Raw genomic sequence first — 19,182 nt, 5'->3', positions numbered from 1 at the left:
CGATAGCCTGGCAGGACGCGCACCCCGCACGCCCCCATCCTAAGGAACGCTGATGGTCACGACGCTGTACCGACACCGCACGATCCACCTTCTCGACGGTCGGCGGAGCACGGCGGAAGCGATGCTCGTCTCGGACGGCGTGATCGTCGCGATCGGCCGCGCGGAGGAAGTGGCCGATGCTGCGCCGGCGGGGACGGCGGTCTGCGACCTTCCCGGTGAGGCGGTCATCCCTGGTTTCCACGACGCGCACATCCACACCGCGAGCCTGGCGCGCAGCCTGGACGCCCTCGACCTGCGCGGGATCGACTCGGCGCACGAGGCGGAGGAGCGCATCCGGCAGCATCTGACAACGCATCCGGGCCGTGGCTGGCTGACCGGCGGCCGCTGGGACGCCAACCGCTGGGCAGACGGGGCGCCCACCCGGGATGCGCTCGACCGGATCGCGCCGGACAGGCCGCTCTGCCTGTCGAGCGTCGACGGGCACTCCGTGTGGGCTAACAGCGAAGCCCTCCGACGTCTCGGGATGGACGCCGCGTCCGGCGATCCTGCCGGCGGACGCATCGAGCGGGACGCCGCAGGCGAACCGAACGGCATCCTGCGCGAGACGGCAGCGGACGCGATGATCGAGCGCGCCGAGCGGGAGTCTCCCGTCGACCTCGTCGCTCTTCTCGACCTGGCGCAGTCACAGCTCCTCAGCGAGGGCGTGACGCACGTCACCGATCTCGACGGCGAGGACGCGCGCGAGGCCTTCCTCCGCCTGAAAGCGAACGGCCTCCTGCGGGTCAGGGTGCACAAGGGCACGCCCGCGCAGGCGCTCGACCTCGCACTCGCTGAGGGCAGGAGGACCGGGGACGGCGACGCCTGGTTCACGAACGGCCCGGTGAAGCTCTTCTCCGACGGCGCCCTCGGATCGCACACAGCGCACATGGGCGCCGACTTCGCGGGCGAGCCGGGGAACCACGGCATCGAAGTCCTCGACGAGGCCGGGCTCTCCCTGCTGGTCGACCGCGCGGTCTCCGGCGGGATCGCGGTGGCGACCCACGCGATCGGCGACCTGGCCAACCGGATCGTCCTCGACGCGTACGAGCGAGCGCACGATGCAGCCGTCCGCGCCGGACTCCGGCTGCGGATCGAGCACGCGCAGCACCTCCAACTCGCAGACGTCACGCGATTCGCACGCCTCGGCGTCATCGCGTCGCAGCAGCCGACGCACTGGGAGAGCGACCTCCCGCTCGTGTCGAGCCTTCTGCGCGGGAGGGAGCTCGCCGGCTACGCCTGGTCAGCCCTCCGCGACGCGGGCGCGGTCGTCGCCTTCGGTTCCGACGCCCCGGTGGAGCCGTCCGCACCGATGCTCGGTGTCCGCGCGGCCGTGCTTCGCGGCACGAAGGACTCGCCGGGTGGCGCGGAGACCGGCGTGCGGCCGCTCGGCGTCGAAGAGGCGCTGGCCGCGTACACCGCGGGTCCCGCATACGCGGCAGGCCTCGATCGCAGCGTCGGTCGGCTTGCCGTCGGGATGCGTGCCGATTTCGTCGCGCTGGATCGCGATCCGTTCTCCGTCGAGCCGGCAGAGCTCGGCGATATTCGTCCCGTCGCCACCGTTGTCGACGGGCTGGCGGCGTTCGGCCTCGGCTGAACCGTCCCCACCCGACTCACAGAGAGAGACGCTCATGCGAACCGCACCTTTCACCCGCTTGCCGCTCGTCGTCGCCATCGCCGGAGTGATCGCCCTGGGAACCGCCGGCTGCGGCGCCCAGAGCCTCGCGGAGGCCGATGGGACGAACGCGGGTCCCGCCGCTGCTGCCATGCCGGTGCCCGCCGACGAGCCGGCCAAGGCTGTCATCGAGGCCGTCACCGCCGATGCGGGCCTCACCGCGAAGCTCAGCGACGAGCTGCGCACGAACGGCATCAAGTGGACGACCTCTGTCGGCTACCCTCCGATGGAGAAATGGGGCGCAGACGGCAAGGACGTGATCGGCGTCGACGCCGCCATCGCGCAGGCGATCACACGCAAGCTGGGCACCGGCATGACCATCCAGGACCAGGAATTCAACTCGATGATCCCCGGCCTGATCTCCGGTCGCTACGACGCTCTGATCTCCTCGATGACGGACAACGCGGAGCGGCAGAAGACCACCACGTTCGTCGACTACGTCAAGGCGGGGAACGCCTTCCTCGTGGTCGCAGGCAACCCGCAGCACATCGCGGAGCCGCAGGATCTCTGCGGCAAGACCGTCGCGGTGGTCGCCTCCGGCTCGTCCGCGGCGCTGGCTGAGCAGTACTCGGCACGCTGCGCGGCGGCGGGCTCACCCGCGTACGACATCCTGAAGTTCGAGGGGGACAGCGAGGCGAACCTGGCGGTGCAGAGCGGTCGCGCCGTCGCGACGATCACGGACTACCCGGTGGCGGAGGATCGCGCCGCCGATCCGGCCAACAAGGTGGCTGCCGTGAAGATCGAGGGAGACGAGTCGCTGTGGGGCATCGGGGTCGACAACTCCGACGCGGACTTCGCCGCCCTCGTGCAGAAGGCGCTTCAGGCCATCATGGACGACGGCAGCTACGGCAAGATCCTCGACGCGTACCACGTCGGCGGCATGGCCATCGAGTCGGCGACGATCAACGGCGGCAAATGATGACCTCCCTGGCAGGCGGGCGAAGGGTGCGACGCGGATGAGCGTGCGCCATGAGCCCATCCCCCTGGCGGACGGCACCGCGGTCCCCATCGTCCCGCGCTGGCACGCCGGGCGGTGGGTCGTCGGAGCGCTCGCCATCGCTCTGGTCGGTTGGGCGATCTCGATCGTCATTCTGAATCCGCACATCCGCTGGAACTACGTCTGGCAGTACCTGTTCTCGCCGAACATCCTGAGCGGAGTTGTGGTGACGCTCTGGGTCAGCGTGGCAGCGACGCTCCTCGGGCTCGTCCTCGGCGTGATCTTCGCGATCATGAAACTGTCGAAGAACCCCGTGCTGCGCTGGATCGCGGAAGGCTACATCTGGTTCTTCCGCGGCACGCCGGTGCTCGTGCAGCTCATCTTCTGGTTCAATCTCGCCTTCCTGCTGCCATACCTGACCCTGCAGATCCCGTTTACGCAGATCGGCTTGCGCTGGGACACCAACCAGGTGATCAGCGGCTCGGTCGCGGCTCTGCTCGGACTCGGGCTGAACCTCGCGGCGTACTTCGCCGAGACGGTTCGCGCTGGTATCCAGGCGGTGGACAGGGGGCAGACGGAGGCGGCGCTCGCCGGAGGGATGACGCAGGCGACCGCGATGCGGCTCATCGTGCTGCCGCAGGCTCTGCGCATCATCATCCCGCCGACCGGGAACGAGTTCATCTCGATGCTGAAGACGACCTCGCTCATCGTGGTGGTGGCAGGCAACGATCTGATGACCAACGCGAGCAGCATCTACAAACAGAACAACCTCATCATCGAACTGCTCATCGTGGTGAGCATCTGGTACATGTTCATGACCGCGGTCGCCACGTACCTGCAATCGCTGCTCGAGAAGCGGTTCGGCCGCGACAGGGTGCGCCTGGTGCGCGGCAGCGGGTTCAGCCAGCAGCTCATCCGGATGGCGACGGGTGCTGTTCCCGCCCAGCGGCGGCGAGCGGCGCAGCGCACAGACGAGGAGGCGGCGTCATGACGGACGCGCTCGTGGAGGCTCGCGGCCTCGCCAAGTCGTTCGGAGCGCACGAGGTGCTGCACGGCGTCGACTTCACCGTGATGCCGGGTGAGGTCAGCTGCATCATCGGGCCGTCCGGCTCGGGGAAGTCCACGTTCCTTCGCACGATCAACGCCCTGGAGACCGTCGACGGCGGCAGCCTCGTCGTCGGCGGCGAACAGGTCGGCTACGCACTGGAGAACGGCCGCTATCGGCCGTGGCGCGATCGCGATTTCGCACGCTTCCGCGCTTCCATCGGCATGGTGTTTCAGCGGTTCAACCTCTATGCGCACCTCGATGCGATCGAGAACGTGGCAGCCAGCCTCATCCACGTGAAGCACCTGCCGAAGCGCGAAGCGCACGAGCGTGCGGAACGAGAGCTCGCCCGGGTCGGCCTGGCCGAGCACGCGCTCAAACGGCCGCACCAGCTCTCCGGCGGCCAGCAGCAGCGTGTCGCCATCGCCCGCGCGCTGGCGATGGACCCCGCCCTGATGCTGTTCGACGAGCCCACGAGCGCACTCGACCCCGAGCTGGTGGATGAGGTGCTCGAGACCATGCGATCCCTCGCGCGGGGCGGCATGACGATGATCGTGGTCACCCACGAGATCGGCTTCGCCAGGGAGGTGGCCGACTCGATCGCGTTCTTCGACGGCGGCCGGGTCGTCGAACGCGGCGAGCCGGAGCGCATCCTGACCGATCCGGAGAATGATCGGACCAGGAACTTCCTGGAGAGGGTGCGGTGATGGACTCCACGGCACGAGCGCGCCTCGAAGACCTCGGAGTCACCCTCGGCGGGTATCCGCGTGGGCGCCACAACGCGATCACGGACGTGCCAGGCGTGCTGGTGGGCCACGCGACAGTGCACACCGAGCGACTCAACACCGGCGTGACCGCCGTCGTCCCGGAGGTCATCGGTGCCGGACGGCGCTGGATTCCCGCCGGGCTCGCCGTCGGGAACGGCTACGGCAAGCTCATCGGAGCGACCCAGCTCCAGGAGCTCGGCGCCATCGAGACGCCCATCCTGCTCACCAGCACGCTCTCGGCGTACCGCGTCGCGGACGCCCTGCTCGGCCACATGCTGTCGGAGCCAGGCTACGAGACGGTCACGACGCTGAACCCTGTCGTGGGCGAGACCAACGACGGGTTCCTCTCCGACATCCGTTCCCGTCCGGTCGGCGCACCCGAAGTCGAGGCGTCGCTGGCTGCCGCTTCCGCCGGACCTGTCGCCGAGGGGAGCGTCGGTGCGGGGTCGGGGACCGTCGCGCTCGGATTCAAGGGCGGGATCGGAACGTCGTCCAGGACGGTGACCGTCGGGGATGGCGCGTACACCGTCGGAGCGATCGTCCAGTCCAACTTCAGCGGCACGCTCTCGATCGCCGGGGTGCCGATGCGGTCGAGCGAGCTCGTCCCGGGCCCGACCGCGCAGACCGTCGGCAACTCGTGCATGATCGTCGTCGCGACCGACGCTCCGCTCGACGCCCGTCAGCTCGCGCGCTGCGCCAGGCGCGCGGTCTTCGCGATGCGCGGCGTCGGAGCCGACTTCGCCCAGGGCAGCGGCGACTATGCGATCGCGTTCTCGGTGGGGCACAGCACTCCGCCAGACGACGCCGTGCTCTCACCGCTGTTCCAGGCGACGATGGATGCGGTCGAGGAAGCCCTGGTGAACTCGATCCTCACCGCCACGACACAGTCGCACGCCGACGGCCACGTGGCCCACGCCATCCCGCTGGACACGGTTCGCGAACGGCTCGCCGCCGCCGGTGTCGTCGGCGTCATGGATTCGAACGGATAGAGTCTCTTTCATCGGCGGGTTGCGTCTGGCGCCAACGGCCGGCAACCCGCCGCCTTCCTTTTTCGCGGCGGCTGCGCGGCGGCTTCCACCGGTCAGCGGCCGCAGAGCCCCGCCCAGGGAGCCTCCCCCGCGCTCTCGTCCCTGGCGAGGTGACGACGTTCCGGGTCGACCTCCCGCAGTAGTGCCGCCCCTCTGCACGGGATGGCGAGCAGGTCTCCTGCACGCACATCCCGGACCAGTTGCGGCACGACGAGTCGGTCGGCGCTGTCGCCGGCCGCGCCGATCGTGCGCAGCCGCACCTCGACGTCCGCCGCGGTCGACACCCGCCCGATCATCCGCGTCTCGCTGACGAGCGCGGTGTCGTCGAGCCGCGCGTCGATCCACACGTCGAGAGCGCCGGCCATCCCTCTGCTCACCCGCACCACCCGTGCGACGACCACGGACGCGAGCTCGGTCGCAGACGGCATCCCGCCCGTGCCGGGGACGACGGCGGCCGCGGTGTGGACGCACGGCGTCCCGCACCACTCGGCGAGCCGGACCAGCGAGACACCGGCGACGGTCACGTCCGCGATGGTCGTGGTGGTGAACTCCGGCCAGAGGTCCCTGCTGATGGGGTTGGGCACCGAGGCCCTGAGCGTGGGGATGATGTGCGTCAGGGTCATGAGAGGCCCGCCTGATTCGTGTTGGTCACGAAAGAGTTCTACGCCGCGCGGCAACGGGGTGGGGCGGCCATTACGGAACCCTGACGGCCGCCCAGCGGACGCTAACGGTTCCCTAGCGCGCCGTCCACGACTGCGCCGTGCACCACCGCGCCGTCCACCACCCTGCCGTCCACCACCGTCACCAGTTCGTCGAGCGCCGCGCTGTGCGCCAGGTCGTGGGTCACCAGCAGGGTCGCCGTGTCCAGCTCCCTGCTGAGCCGCCCGATCAGCTCCATGATCGCCGCACCGCGCTCCTGGTCGAGGGCGCTGGTCGGCTCGTCCACGAGCAGCACCCGTGGCTCCCGCACCAGGGCGCGCGCGATCGAGACGCGCTGCCGCTGCCCACCGGAGAGCTGCGCCGGGCGCCGGTCGGCCTGGTCGCTGAGCCCGACGGCATCGAGCAGCTCGTCCACCCGTCCGCGCACCGCACGCCGCACCCCGCGGGGTCCGCGTGCGCCGCGGTCGCCGAGCTCGCCCATCACCTGCAGCTGTTCGCGGGCGGTGAGGGACGGCAGCAGGTTCGACTGCTGGAACACGATGCCGATGCGGGAGCGGCGGAGAGCCGTCGCCTCGTCACGGGACAGGCCGGCCGCATCCACGCCGTCGATGATCACGCGGCCGGAGTCCGGGCGGATGAGCGTTCCTGCGATGGCCAGGATGCTCGACTTGCCGGAGCCGGACGGGCCGGTGATCCCGGTGACGCGGCCGGCGCGGCCGTGCAGGGTGACAGCATCCACTGCCGTGACGCGGGATGCGCCGTCTGGAAAGGTGAGGGTGACGTTGTCGAGGGTGATCATCTGTTGCTCCCGAGTGCGGTGAGGGGGTCCGCCGACGTGACGGTCCGAAGGGCGACGGCCGCGCCGGCGAGACCGAGGACGGCCATCGCCAGGGCAGGCACGATCGTGGTGAGCGGGCTGATGAGGAACGGCAAGGCGCCGCCCGCGAGCGCACCGAGGCCGACGACCGCCGCGAGGCCGATCCCGATCCCGACGACGAGGACCACCAGCGCCTGCCCGAGCGCGTCCCGCACCAGCGAGCCCGTCGTCGCGCCGAGTGCTTTCAGCACGGCGATGTCGCCAGAGCGCTGCATGGTCCACACCGTGAAGAACGCGCCGACCACCAGCGCCGAGATGCCGAACAGCATCACCACCATGAGCGCGAGCGAGCCGATCTCCGACTTGAAGGTCTCCAGCGCGGTGAGGCTCGCGAGGGGCGCGAACGCCACCGTGCCCGTCGACTTCGCGACCGCATCCCAGTCCGGGTCGCCGCTCACGGCCAGGACAGTGGCCGCGCCGCTGCCGCCCATCCGCTCAGCGGTGTCCCGGGCGGCCCCGGTGGTCATCGCGATCGCGGGAGTGTGGCTGTACCAGAGGTCGCCGCCGACCGACGCGACCCGGTATGCGGTCCCCGCGATGCTCACCCGGTCGCCGACGCGTGCATCCAGGTCGGCGGCGGCGCCCGTCGACAGACCGATCTCGTCGGCGCTGTGCGGGGTCATCCGGCCGAGCGCGGAATCGTCACCGCTCGGCATCCCGAACACCGCGACCCCCGCCGTCTTCCCGTCCGCCTGTGCGCGGCTCTGCAGGATGCTCACCGGCAGCGCCGCGTCCACCCCAGGCGCGCTGCGCCACGCATCCACGGTGTTCTCCGACAGCTCCGACTCCGAGAAGCTCGCCTTCCCGTCCGTCTGCTGCAGCACCAGCCGGTTGCCGGGCAGGTCGAGCACGGCGGACACGTTCTGGAACGCCAGACCCCCGGTCAGCCCGGCGAGAAACCCGACGAGCACGGTGATGAGCGCGACGACGGCTCCGATCAGGATGAAGCGGCCCCGTGCGAAACGGAGGTCCCGCCATGCGACGAACACGATGATTCCTTTCCGGCCGGGAGGAGGAACATCCCGGCACGTCTTCCAGCCTCCTTTCCTCGTCGTCTCCGGTCATCGCCAGCCCTGTGGATGCTGCGCTCGAACTTTCGATGGATGCCCCCGCTTCGCCGAGTGCATACGCTGGGAGCGTCATGCCGCACAACACGCTCACTCCCGTCTTTGTCGGGCTGCGCACGGGCCTCCACCTGCTCGTGGTCGGCCTGCTGACGCTGGTGCTGGCCAGGGTGTTCGTGGTCGGCGGCCCCTCGCTCGCGCCGTCGCTCGCGCTCACCGCGGCGTTCGCCGTCGTGTACGCGCTGGTCGCGCTGATGCGGTTCGTGCCGGAGCGGAGCAGAAGGATCGCGGCCGCGTGCTGGATCGCCGGGCTCTCGGTGATCTGGATCGGGCTGATCGTGCTCGTCCCCGAGGCGGCGTACCTCGTCTTCCCGATGTTCTTCCTCTACCTGCACGTCCTCCCCGGCCTGCTCGGTCCGACGGCTGTCGTCGCGGCGACCGTCGTGGCGATCGTCGCTCTCGGGATGCACAGCGGCTTCACCATCGGTGGCGTGATCGGCCCCGTCGTCGGCGCGGCCGTCGCACTGCTGATCGGCCTCGGCTACCGGGCGCTCGCCCGCGAGGCCGCCGAGCGGGAGGCGCTGCTCGCCGAGCTGGTCGCCACCAGGGACCGGCTGGCAGAGAGCGAACGGGAGCAGGGGATGCTCGCGGAGCGTTCCCGGCTGGCCCGCGAGATTCACGACACGGTCGCGCAGGGCCTGTCGAGCATCCAGTTGCTGCTGCACGCGGCGGAGCGCGCCGACGGGGACCGGCCGGGCGCCGAGCATGTGCGGCTCGCGCGGGAGACCGCGGCGGAAGCACTCGCAGACACCCGCCGCTTCATCAGGGAGCTCGCATCCCCGCTGCTCGACGACGGCCTCGCGCAGGCGCTCACCCGCCTCGCCGAGCAGCAGACGGCCGCGGACGGCGCGCTGCGCGTCGAGGTGCAGGCGTCGCAGACGGGCCACCTGCCGATGACCGTGCAGACCGCGCTCCTGCGGATCGCGCAGGGCGCCTTGGCGAACGTGCGTCAGCACGCGCACGCGACGCACGCCAGGATCGTGCTCGACGCGACGGACACCGAGGTCACGCTCACCGTGTCCGACGACGGCGACGGGTTCAGCTTCGAACCGGAACTGGTCGGCGCTCGCGCCGCGGGCTCCGACTCGTTCGGGCTGCGGGCCATCGCGGAGCGGGTCGAACAGCTCGGCGGCGACCTCAGCGTCGACACTGCTCCGGGCGACGGCACGACCCTGACGGTCACGATCCGATTGGATGCGTCGTGATCCGGGTCGTGATCGCGGACGACCATCCCGTCGTCCGCGCGGGTATCAGGGCGCTACTGGACGGCGAGGACGACATCCAGGTGATCGGCGAGGCGGGAACGCCCGACGAGGCCGTCGCACTGGCGGAGTCCACAGCTCCGGAACTCGTGCTGATGGACCTGCAGTTCGCGGAGGGCGAGAGCGGCGCGGACGCGACCAGGCGCATCAGGGCTCTGGATGCGGCGCCATACGTGCTGGTGCTCACCAACTACGACACCGACGGCGACATCCTCGGCGCGGTGGAGGCTGGGGCGAGCGGCTACCTCCTCAAAGACGCGCCGCCCGGCGATCTGATCGCCGCCATCCGCAGCGCGGCCGCCGGAGAGAGCGCGCTCGCCCCCGCCATCGCTGGCCGCCTGATGGAACGCCTGCGCTCGCCGAGGGTGAGCCTGTCTGCCCGCGAGATCGAGGTGCTGCAGCTCGTCGCGGACGGCGCTTCGAACGCCGAGATCGCTCGCCGCCTCTTCGTGACGGACACCACGGTCAAGTCGCACCTGGTGCACGTCTTCTCGAAGCTCGGGGTCGCATCCCGAACGGCGGCGGTGTCGACGGCCCGCTCGCTCGGGGTGCTGCGCTAGGCGGGGTGCTGCGCTAGGCAGGGGTGCTGCGCTCGGCAGGGGTGCTGCGCTCGGGAAGCAGAGCTAGCCACACCCGCGCATCGCGTCTACCGTCCGGCGCATGGATGCGATCCCCACCGACTTCTCCGCCCTCAGTGCGCTGTTCATCAACACCACGCTCACCCGTTCGCCAGGGGTCAGCCATACGCAGCGGCTGATCGACGTCAGCGCGGGCATCATGGCGAAGCAGGGGGTGAAGGTCGATCAGTTCCGCGCGGTCGACTATCCCATCGCGTCCGGCGTGTACCCGGACATGCGCGAGTACGGCTGGGAGGAGGACGCCTGGCCCGACCTGCTCCCGCGCGTGCAGGCCGCTGACATCCTCGTGATCGCCGGGCCGATCTGGCTGGGGGACAACAGCAGCGAGACCAAGAAGATCATCGAACGGCTCTACGCCCACTCCGGCGAGCTGAACGACCGCGGGCAGGCCGGCTTCTACGGCAGGGCAGGTGGATGCATCATCACCGGCAACGAGGACGGCATCAAGCACTGCGCATCCAATGTCCTCTACAGCCTGCAGCACATCGGGTACAGCATCCCGCCAGAGGCGGACGCGGGATGGATCGGCGAGGTCGGCCCTGGCCCCAGCTACGGCGACGAGCTCGACGACGGAACGCGCGCCGGGTTCGAGAACGACTTCACCAACCGCAAGATCACGTTCGCCACCTGGAACCTGATTCACCTGGCTGCCATGCTCACAGCACCGGGCGGGTTCCCTGCTCACGGCAACCAGCCGGAGGAGTGGGCGGCGGGGACGCGGTTCGACTTCGAGAACCCCGAGTACCGGGGGTAGGCGAAGCCGGTCGCGGAACCCGGCCGCGTCACTTCTTCCCCAGAGCCTCCTTGACGATGAGTTCGCGCACGGTCGGTGCCCCTGCCGAGGTCGAGACTGCGACGATCTTCCTGGCGTAATCGTCCTCTGTCGCCTGCCGGAGCAGCACGTTCGCCAGGTCGGCGCGGGAGGTGAACGCCCCTGGCGTGTAGCGCTCTGCGTAGTCGTATTCGCTCACGCCCGGCGCATCGAACAGTCCGGACGGGCGCACGATGGTCCAGTCGACCTCGCTCGCCGAGACGATGGCCTCCATCCGGCGCATGTCGGCGTAGAGCTGCTTGCCGAACACGTTGACGATCACCGGCTGCAGCACCCGCTCGAAGAAGAAGCCGCCGTGCGGCCCTGCTGCGGGGTCGAGGGCGCTGGAGCTCACGCAGGCGAAGCGCCGGACGCCCGTGGCGCGCATCCCGGCGAGGATGTTGGTCGCGCCGTCGGAGTACACGGTGATCGGCTGCCGGCCGTATGGGACGCCGAGGGCGGACAGGGCCGCGTCGGCGCCCGCGATCACGGAGGCGACCGCGGCGGCATCGTGCACCTCGGCCTCTGCAACGGTGAGAGCCGGATGCTCCAGCGGGAATCGCGCCGGGTCGCGGGTGACAGCGGTCACGGTGTGCCCCTCCGCCAGAGCCTGCTCGACGAGAAGGCGACCAGTCGGGCCGTTGGCCCCGAAAACGACGATACGCATACGGACTCCGCTACTCTTGGGTTAGAAAACCATATAATACGGAAAAGATACCATATGACTTCAGGACCATCCTCGGTGCCCGATCGGCGACTCCAGCGCCGCGCGGCCGCAGCAGTGAAGCAGTCCCTCAGAGACCTCAGGGTGCAGCTCTCGACGCTCAACCACCAAGTGGGCGTCGCCGCCGAACTGCGCGACACCGACCTCGACTGCCTCGACCTCATCTCGAACGACGGCCCCCTCAGCCCGAGCGCCCTGGCCCGGCTGGCCGGGCTGCACCCCGCGACCCTCACCGGCATCCTCGACCGCCTCGAGAAGGGTGGCTGGATCGCCCGCGACCGTGATCCGGCCGACCGCCGCTCTGTGCTGCTCCGCGCCCTGCCAGACCGCAGCAGAGACATGTTCCGGCTCTATGCGGGCATGAACGCCAGGATGGACGACCTCTGCGCGGGCTACGACACGGAACAACTCGAGCTGATCGGCGACTTCCTCCAACGGGCGACCCGTGCGGGGCGCGACGCTGCGGAGCGGTTCGGCGACGAGAGCGCCTGACGAGCGCACGTGATCGCAGGCGCCATCGCGCGGCCGGCATCCCCGGTATGGATGCTTCCGCCCGCTCCTGCCATGATCGTGATCATGACCCAGGTGCTCGGCGACCTCATCCCGTATGCCGTCGCTGTCGCGACCAGTCCGCTCCCGCTGATCGTCGTGCTCCTGCTGTTCCGCTCCCCGCACGCGCGCGCTGCGTCTGTCGCGTTCCTGGTCAGCCGCTTCCTGGTGGTGGCGGTGGTCGCCGGCGTCGTCGCGTTCGCGGCAGAGTTCCTTCCGGAGTTCGACGACTCCTCGTTGCCGCTCGCCGTGCTGCGCATCCTGGTCGGGCTTGCGCTGATGGTCTGGGCAGTCGTCAAGGTGCTGAAACGCCCGAAGCGCGGTGACGATGTGGACATGCCCGGCTGGATGGCCTCGATCGAGAACTCCACCGTCCCCTCCGCCGCCCGGCTCGGCCTGCTGCTGTCGGCGGCGAATGTCAAAGAGCTCGCGTTCGGTTTCGGTGCAGGGCTCACCATCGCGAGCGCCGACCTCGCCGTGGGCCCCACGATCCTGATCGCCGTGCTCTACGCGCTCGTCGCCTGCCTGGCGCTCCTCGTCGTGATCGTGGCGTTCCTCGTCGCGGAGCAGCGGGTCCGCGGGCCGCTCGACAGCGCGCGCGGCTGGCTGGTCCGCAACAACTCGGTGCTGATCGCCGGGGTGCTGCTCATCATCGGCGCCATCCTCGTGGGCGAGGGCGTAAGCAGCCTGTGACGCTCGGGGGCGAGTCGGGTGCGCTCGGCCTGCGTGTGCGCGTTCTGCATTGGGGAAGCCAACCGATAAACTAACCCGCGTTCCCATGACGACGACACCTGCGCGCCCCCGCCGAGGCGACATCCAAGGCCTCCGCGCCGTGGCCGTCGCTCTCGTCGTCGTCTATCACGCCTTCCCGGGGGTCGTCAGAGGCGGCTTCGTCGGTGTCGATGTCTTCTTCGTGATCTCCGGCTTCCTCATCACCGGGCTCTTGCTGAGAGAGCTCGACGGAACCGGGAGAATCCGGCTCGGTCATTTCTATGCGCGACGAATGCGGCGCCTCCTGCCGGCCGCGCTCACTGTGACCCTGGTGACTTTGATCGCCGCGGCGATGGTTTACGGTCCGTTGCGGTTTGTCCAGGTGCTCAGAGATGCGGCCTGGGCGACGCTCTCGCTGGCGAACGTCAACTTCGGGATGGACCCGGATGGGTACTTCACGACGACGGCGCCGAGCCCGTTCCTGCACTTCTGGTCGCTCTCTGTCGAAGAGCAGTACTACCTGTTGTGGCCTGTGCTCTTGATCGGTGCGTCACTGATCTGGAAGCGGAGAGGCGCCCTCGGATTGCTTGTCGTCGTGCTGGTGGGCTCGCTGGTCACCAGCGTGCTGCTTACGTCGTCTGGCAGCCCGATGGCGTACTACTCGCTTGCGACCCGTGCGTGGGAGCTCGCGATCGGCGGTGCGCTCGCCTGGTTCACCCGTCCGCGGCCGGCGCTCACGGTCGGGGGCGCTGAGCGCGATGGGCGTCTGACGCACATGCCTCAGTGGTTCCGCACCACACTTTTGTTGGTTGGCGGCGCGGCGATCCTCGCATCAGCGCTGAGGTTCTCGGTCGTCACGCCGTTCCCGGGATGGGCCGCGTTGGTCCCGACGGTCGGCGCCGCGCTCGTCATCGCATCGGGAACCGGGGGACGCGCGCCGCTGCCGTGGTTCCTCGGAAACCCGATCAGCCGATATGTCGGCGACATCTCCTATTCGCTCTACCTGTGGCATTGGCCGGTGCTCGTCATCGGAATGATGGTGTTCGGCGACGCCGTCGCGGTCCGGCTTGGGCTCGTCGCGCTCGCCTTCCTGCTCGCGGCGGGAAGCTACCGCTTCATCGAACAGGGATACGGACGCATCAGAAGAGCGGCCAGGGCGCGCACCGTCGTCGCGACGGGCCTCGCCGCCGCACTCGTGTTCTCGGCGGGAGCGGCCGGGATCGCCGCCGCCATCCCATTGGACTCAGGGAAAGCGGCACCCGTCGCTCCAGAAACCGCCAGTTTCGACTCTGGCCCCGGGTTTCTGCCAAAGGGGGTGCCGTCGAACGCCAAGCCGTCGATCGAGGGTCTCGAGGATGACCTAGCACCCGTCTTCACAAACGGTTGCTACGCGGCCACCCTGCAGGTGTGTAGCGGCGGCGATCCAGGCGGCGTCAAGACGGTGGTTCTGGCCGGTGACTCCCACGCGGGAATGTGGTGGCCTGCCTTCGACGCCGCCGCCAAGCAGAAGGGTTGGCGACTCTACATCGTCGGCAAGAACGGTTGTCCGATCGTCGATGTGCGCGTCAGTGTCGGCGCGACAGCCGACGCGTGGCCGGAGTGTGATCGCTGGCAGGCCGAAGCAGTGGATGCAGTCGCGTCTCTTCACCCTGACCTCATCGTCGTCGACAACTACGCGGCCGGCTACCGCGCCAAAGTGAGCCTCCGCGATAATTTCGCCGAGCAGTGGGAGCCCGCTGCCGTTTCAACACTGGCGGAGCTCGGCAAGGCTGCCCCTGTCATGGTGTTCGGACCTGAGCCGGTTCTGCCCAGCGCTCCAGGCGACTGTCTTCCCGAGCACGTTTTCGATGTGAGCGCGTGCGCTATGCCTCGGGAAAAGGCCGTTTCCGCCGATCTCCAGGAGCTGAGCTCGCGAATCGCCGCCGAGGCAGGTGCGACGCTGATCGACCCGACCACCCTGCTCTGCACCGCCACAGTCTGTCCGGTGATTTCGTACAACCTGATCATGTACCGGGATGCCAACCACTTCACGGCGACGTTCTCGGAGCATCTCGCCCCGGCGGTCGCGGACCTGCTCGACTGAGCGGCCCCGACCCGGGATGCTCGACCCGGATGCTCGACATGGGCCTGCGGTGCCTGCTATGGTCCCTGAGTCCGTGACACGCACTGAGGAGGTGAGACCCATGAACGCAGTTTCCATGTGGTGCTCCCCCTCCACTTCACGATAGGGCGGCCGACGCAGGCGTCGCCGGGAGCACCGAACACGGCTCCCGAAAGGCAACGCCCATGAAATTCAGCTCTGAAACCCTCGCCCCAACGTCCGGCTCCGTCGTGGAGCGCACCTTCGCACTGGATGCGGCGTCCGGTGATGGTCCCGTCCCCGGCGTCCTCTGGACCCCGGCCGACGCATCCATAGCAGGCACATCCACGTCCGCCCCGGCGCCCCTCGTGCTGATGGGGCACGGCGGCGGCCTGCACAAGAAGGCGGACGGCCTCGTGGCGCGCGCCGTCCACCTGGTCGAGACCTACGGCTTCCGTGTCGCGAGTCTCGACGCGCCGGGTCACGGCGACAGGACGCGCTCGCCGGAAGACGAGCGCTGGGTCGCCGCGATGTTCCGGGCGCGCGCGGACGGCGACTCCATCGCGCCCATCGTCGCCGAGTTCAACGCCTCGCTCGTCGAGCGCGCCGTGCCCGAGTGGCAGGCAGCATTGGATGCCCTGCAGACGCTCCCCGAGATCGGCGCGCACGGGCCGGTCGGGTTCGGTGGGCTGACGCTCGCCTCCGCGATCGGCATCGCACTGGCGTCCGTCGACCCCAGGATCACCGCAGCCGTCTTCGGCGGTGTCCTCGTCTATCCGGCTCTCACGGAGGCGGCGAAGCGGGTCACCATCCCGCTGCACTTCATCCTGCCGTGGGGCGATGCGGAGCTCGACCGCGCATCCGGCCTCGCGCTGTTCGATGCGTTCGGCTCGGCGGACAAGTCGCTGCACACGACGCAGGGCGGCCACCACGAGGTGCCCTGGTACGAGGTGGAGGAGACAGAGCGCTTCTACGCCAGGCAGTTCGCGGCGCAGCAATCCGCGGGGCAGCAAGCCGCCCGTTAACGAACGAAACGGAGGGAAAACTCCCTCCGCCACTTCTAATATATAGCACACCAGGGGGCTTGCCACAAGCCCCCTGGTCGGGCGGAGAATCGTCCATCGTGACTCTCCTCTCCTCTGCCTTCGCCCTTCCGGAGCGTCTCGCAGCCAAGCGCGACGCCCACCTGATCGCCCGCGACGACGAGCAGTTCGCCGCCATCGCCGTGAGCCTCGCCGAGCAGATCGCCGAACTGGAACGCCGCCTGACGGACGAGCGACTCGCCCCGGTCGGCGAGGGGCAGGCCGCCCTCGATCGCGACATCGAGATCCACAGGCTCACCGCGCGGCTGCGGGCACTGCGCCGCTTCACCCTCGACCTCTGCCTCGGCAGGATCGTCCCGGACGACGGGTCGGAGCCGGTGTACATCGGGCGCCTGAGCCTGTCGGACAGGGATGGGCGCAGGCTGCTCATCGACTGGCGCGCCCCGGCGGCCGAGCCGTTCTTCGCGGCGACGCACGCGCATCCCCAGGGCCTCGCCAGTCGTCGTCGCTACCGGTGGACCCGCGGCAGGGTCAGCGACTACTGGGACGAGGTCTTCACCGAGGACGGTCTGCAGAACGACGCGGCGCTCGACGACCAGTCGGCGTTCATCGCCAGCCTCGGCAGCAGCAGGTCGCCGAGGATGCGCGACGTGCTCAGCACCATCCAGTCCGATCAGGATGCGATCATCCGGGCAGGCTCGCGTGGCGCCCTGGTTGTCGACGGCGGACCTGGCACGGGCAAGACCGTCGTCGCCCTGCACAGGGCGGCCTACCTGCTGTACGCCGACCCGCGCATCTCCCGCGGCGACGACGGCGTGCTGTTCGTCGGACCGAGCCAAGGCTACCTCGCCTACGTCGACGACGTCCTGCCGAGCCTCGGCGAGGAGAGCGTGCAGAGCTGCACCATCCGCGACCTGGTGGTGGAGGGCGCCGCGGCCGTGGCGGAGAGCGATCCGCGGGTGGCGGCGCTCAAGTCGTCCGGCGCGCTGGTGGATGCGGTGGAGGCGGCGGTCCGGTACCACGAGACTCCCCCATCCACTGCTCTGACGGTGGAGACGCCGTGGGCCGACCTCCTGCTGAGCCCGGCCGAGTGGGCGGAGGCGTTCGACGCTGCCGACCAAGGCACGCCGCACAACGAGGCGCGCGACCAGGTGTGGGAGGCGCTGCTCGACATCCTCACCGACGGGTTCGACGACGAGGAGGTGCCCCCGCACCAGGTGCGCAGGGCGCTGCTGCAGAACGAGGAGCTGACCAGGACGTTCACGAAGGCGTGGCCGGTGCTCGACCCGGTGGGCGTGGTCGGCGACCTGTGGTCGGTGCCCGCCTACCTCCGGGTGTGCGCGCCGTGGCTGACCCAGGAGCAGGCCGCGCTGCTGCACCGGGTGGATGCGCGGGCCTGGACGCTCTCCGACCTCCCGTTCCTCGATGCCGCCCGCCAGCGCATCGGCGACCCTGAGGCGTCCCGGCGTGCCAGGAGGCGGGCGGCGACCATCGCGGCGGAGAAGGAGCAGCTGGCGAAAGTCATCGACGACCTCATCGCCTCCGACGACTCCGAAATGCTTGTGATGTCGATGCTGCGCAGACCGGACGCGCAGAACAGCCTCATCGACGAGGCCGCTCTGCCCAGTGCGGACCCCGACCTGCTGGCCGGTCCGTTCGCGCACGTCATCGTGGACGAGGCGCAGGAACTGTCCGACGCGGAGTGGCACATGCTGCTGCGCCGCTGCCCGTCCCACAGCCTCACGATCGTCGGCGACCGCGCGCAGGCCAGGCACGGCTTCACCGAGACCTGGCAGGAACGCCTCGACAGGATCGGCCTGCCGCACGCCGAACTCGCTTCCCTCACGATCAACTACCGCACCCCGGAAGAGGTGATGACGGAAGCGGAGCCTGTCATCCGCGCCGTGCTGCCCGACGCGAACGTACCCACCTCCATCCGGAGCAGCGGTGTTCCGGTGACCTACGGCCAGGTGGTCGACCTGCAGCCGATCCTGGATGCGTGGCTCGCCGAGCACGAGGAAGGCGAGGGCATCGCGTGCGTGATCGGGGCGGCGGCAGCGCCCAGGGACGGCGCCGGACTGTTCACACCGTCGCCGCGCATCCGGTACCTGACGCCGGAACTGTCGAAGGGCCTCGAGTTCGACCTCGTGGTACTGCTCGACCCCGAGCGGTTCGGCGACGGGATCGAGGGCGCGGTGGACCGGTACGTGGCGATGACGCGGGCGACGCAGCGGCTGGTGGTGCTGGGGGTGTGATGGGTGGCACGCGATCCGGGTGATCGCGTGAGGCCGCCACCGGCCGCCCGCCGAGGTGGTTGACTTTCGAGGACGGCAATCGCGGTCTGGTCGGAGGAAACACAATGAACACAGTGCTGGAGGGCCGTCGGGTCCTGGTGACGGGTGCCGCGCGCGGGCTCGGGCGGGCGATCGCGGTCGCCTGCGCGCAGGCCGGGGCGGATGTGGCGCTGGGGGTGCGCGACGAGAATGCGGTGGGCGAGCTGGTGGCCGAGATCGAAGGCTTCGGCAGGCGGGCGCTTCCCGTGCGGATGGATGTGACCGATCTCGCGCAGAGCTATGCGGCCGTCGACAGGGCCATCGAGGAGTTCGGCGGGCTCGACATCCTGGTCAACAACGCGGGAGGCGGCGTGCCGGACCGTCCGATCGAGGCGTACACGGTCGACGTGTTCGACGCGCTGATCGACCTCAACGTCAAGTCGACGTTCTTCCTCAGCCAGTATGTCGGCGCGCACCTGATCGCGAACGGCGGAGGCTCGATCGTGAACATCGGCTCGCAGGCCGGCGCCGTGGCGCTGCCGGGGGAGGCGGTCTACTGCCTGAGCAAGGCGGCCGTGTCTCAGCTCACCAAGAGCTTCGCCGTGGAGTGGGGTGGGCACGGCGTGCGCGTGAACTGCGTCGCCCCGACCTTCGTGCGTACCGACGGCACGGAGGAGATGCTGGCCGACCCCGCGTTCGAGGCGGATGTGATCGACCGGATCGCCGCCCTGCATCGCATCGGCGAGCCGCGAGAGGTCGCGGACGCTGTGGTGTTCCTCGCATCGGAGGGGGCGTCGCTGATCTCGGGGCAGACGCTGCTCGTGGACGGGGGCTGGACGGCGCGCTGACGCGACCGCCGACTCAGGCCGTGCCGCGCTGTCCTTCCCGTGCCCTGACGAGATACCAGTAACTGCTGCCATACCGTGATTCGTGGTGCAGCTA

General features: G+C 69.5%; 18 protein-coding genes. 14 read left to right on the top strand and 4 right to left on the bottom strand.

Annotated features, from left to right (window positions below; all coding sequences use genetic code 11):
• Positions 1 to 52 precede the first annotated feature (52 nt).
• Genes ACIRCZ_RS10630 through ACIRCZ_RS10610 form a run of 5 tightly spaced genes read left to right on the top strand, consistent with a single transcriptional unit; the run spans position 53 to position 5,449 of the window.
• On the top strand, positions 53 to 1,633 hold the full coding sequence (locus ACIRCZ_RS10630; protein ID WP_402852742.1) for an amidohydrolase: 1,581 nt from the start codon (positions 53 to 55) through the stop codon (positions 1,631 to 1,633).
• Between the two features lie 34 nt (positions 1,634 to 1,667).
• Positions 1,668 to 2,630 (top strand): transporter substrate-binding domain-containing protein, encoded by a 963-nt coding sequence (locus ACIRCZ_RS10625; protein ID WP_402852739.1) that lies wholly within the window; start codon positions 1,668 to 1,670, stop codon positions 2,628 to 2,630.
• A 37-nt stretch (positions 2,631 to 2,667) separates the two neighbouring features.
• The gene (locus tag ACIRCZ_RS10620; RefSeq protein WP_055897655.1) at positions 2,668 to 3,639 is read left to right on the top strand and encodes an amino acid ABC transporter permease; all 972 of its coding nucleotides are present in this window, start codon (positions 2,668 to 2,670) and stop codon (positions 3,637 to 3,639) included.
• Entirely contained in the window at positions 3,636 to 4,400 is a 765-nt protein-coding gene (locus ACIRCZ_RS10615) for an amino acid ABC transporter ATP-binding protein (RefSeq protein ID WP_055897658.1), read from the top strand. Before ACIRCZ_RS10620 ends, ACIRCZ_RS10615 begins: the two co-directional genes overlap by 4 nt.
• Positions 4,400 to 5,449, top strand: coding sequence for a P1 family peptidase (locus ACIRCZ_RS10610; RefSeq protein ID WP_402852734.1), 1,050 nt, complete (start codon positions 4,400 to 4,402; stop codon positions 5,447 to 5,449). The genes ACIRCZ_RS10615 and ACIRCZ_RS10610 overlap by 1 nt, the downstream gene beginning before the upstream one ends.
• A gap of 92 nt (positions 5,450 to 5,541) precedes the next feature.
• Here the strand turns inward: ACIRCZ_RS10610 and ACIRCZ_RS10605 are convergent, their stop codons facing one another.
• From ACIRCZ_RS10605 to ACIRCZ_RS10595, 3 genes are all read right to left on the bottom strand, one after another.
• On the bottom strand, positions 5,542 to 6,111 hold the full coding sequence (locus tag ACIRCZ_RS10605; RefSeq protein WP_055897665.1) for a hypothetical protein: 570 nt from the start codon (positions 6,109 to 6,111) through the stop codon (positions 5,542 to 5,544).
• Positions 6,112 to 6,212: 101 nt separating this feature from the next.
• Positions 6,213 to 6,947, bottom strand: coding sequence for an ABC transporter ATP-binding protein (locus ACIRCZ_RS10600; protein ID WP_402852731.1), 735 nt, complete (start codon positions 6,945 to 6,947; stop codon positions 6,213 to 6,215).
• The gene (locus ACIRCZ_RS10595) at positions 6,944 to 8,014 is read right to left on the bottom strand and encodes an ABC transporter permease (protein ID WP_402852728.1); all 1,071 of its coding nucleotides are present in this window, start codon (positions 8,012 to 8,014) and stop codon (positions 6,944 to 6,946) included. Before ACIRCZ_RS10595 ends, ACIRCZ_RS10600 begins: the two co-directional genes overlap by 4 nt.
• Before the next feature lie 152 nt (positions 8,015 to 8,166).
• Here ACIRCZ_RS10595 and ACIRCZ_RS10590 point away from each other — a divergent pair, with 152 nt between their 5' ends.
• The 3 genes from ACIRCZ_RS10590 (at position 8,167) to ACIRCZ_RS10580 (ending at position 10,803) form a co-directional block, all read left to right on the top strand.
• Positions 8,167 to 9,354, top strand: coding sequence for a sensor histidine kinase (locus tag ACIRCZ_RS10590; RefSeq protein ID WP_402852725.1), 1,188 nt, complete (start codon positions 8,167 to 8,169; stop codon positions 9,352 to 9,354).
• Entirely contained in the window at positions 9,351 to 9,971 is a 621-nt protein-coding gene (locus ACIRCZ_RS10585; protein WP_402852722.1) for a response regulator, read from the top strand. The genes ACIRCZ_RS10590 and ACIRCZ_RS10585 overlap by 4 nt, the downstream gene beginning before the upstream one ends.
• 100 nt (positions 9,972 to 10,071) lie before the next feature.
• Positions 10,072 to 10,803: a flavodoxin family protein gene (locus tag ACIRCZ_RS10580; RefSeq protein WP_402852719.1), complete on the top strand. Its 732-nt coding sequence runs from the start codon at positions 10,072 to 10,074 to the stop codon at positions 10,801 to 10,803.
• A gap of 28 nt (positions 10,804 to 10,831) precedes the next feature.
• On the opposite strand, the gene ACIRCZ_RS10575 is transcribed toward ACIRCZ_RS10580, so the two are convergent.
• Complete coding sequence (locus ACIRCZ_RS10575; RefSeq protein ID WP_402852716.1) at positions 10,832 to 11,527, bottom strand: NAD(P)-dependent oxidoreductase; 696 nt, start codon at positions 11,525 to 11,527, stop codon at positions 10,832 to 10,834.
• 54 nt (positions 11,528 to 11,581) lie between these two features.
• Between ACIRCZ_RS10575 and ACIRCZ_RS10570 the strand changes: the two genes are divergently transcribed.
• From ACIRCZ_RS10570 to ACIRCZ_RS10545, 6 genes are all read left to right on the top strand, one after another.
• On the top strand, positions 11,582 to 12,076 hold the full coding sequence (locus tag ACIRCZ_RS10570; protein ID WP_055897685.1) for a MarR family transcriptional regulator: 495 nt from the start codon (positions 11,582 to 11,584) through the stop codon (positions 12,074 to 12,076).
• A 9-nt stretch (positions 12,077 to 12,085) separates the two neighbouring features.
• A complete protein-coding gene (locus ACIRCZ_RS10565; RefSeq protein WP_402852713.1) occupies positions 12,086 to 12,826 on the top strand; it encodes a GAP family protein in 741 nt (246 codons plus the stop codon).
• An 85-nt stretch (positions 12,827 to 12,911) separates the two neighbouring features.
• Entirely contained in the window at positions 12,912 to 14,927 is a 2,016-nt protein-coding gene (locus tag ACIRCZ_RS10560; RefSeq protein WP_402852710.1) for an acyltransferase family protein, read from the top strand.
• A gap of 203 nt (positions 14,928 to 15,130) precedes the next feature.
• On the top strand, positions 15,131 to 15,949 hold the full coding sequence (locus ACIRCZ_RS10555; RefSeq protein ID WP_402852707.1) for an alpha/beta hydrolase: 819 nt from the start codon (positions 15,131 to 15,133) through the stop codon (positions 15,947 to 15,949).
• A gap of 95 nt (positions 15,950 to 16,044) precedes the next feature.
• Positions 16,045 to 18,222, top strand: coding sequence for an RNA polymerase recycling motor ATPase HelR (helR, locus tag ACIRCZ_RS10550; RefSeq protein ID WP_402853609.1), 2,178 nt, complete (start codon positions 16,045 to 16,047; stop codon positions 18,220 to 18,222).
• Positions 18,223 to 18,326: 104 nt separating this feature from the next.
• Complete coding sequence (locus ACIRCZ_RS10545; protein ID WP_402852704.1) at positions 18,327 to 19,088, top strand: SDR family NAD(P)-dependent oxidoreductase; 762 nt, start codon at positions 18,327 to 18,329, stop codon at positions 19,086 to 19,088.
• Positions 19,089 to 19,182: the final 94 nt, after the last annotated feature.

The organism is Leifsonia sp. NPDC102414, from assembly GCF_044765685.1.
GTDB lineage: Bacteria > Actinomycetota > Actinomycetes > Actinomycetales > Microbacteriaceae > Leifsonia.
This window is presented reverse-complemented; position numbering and strand designations above follow the sequence as displayed.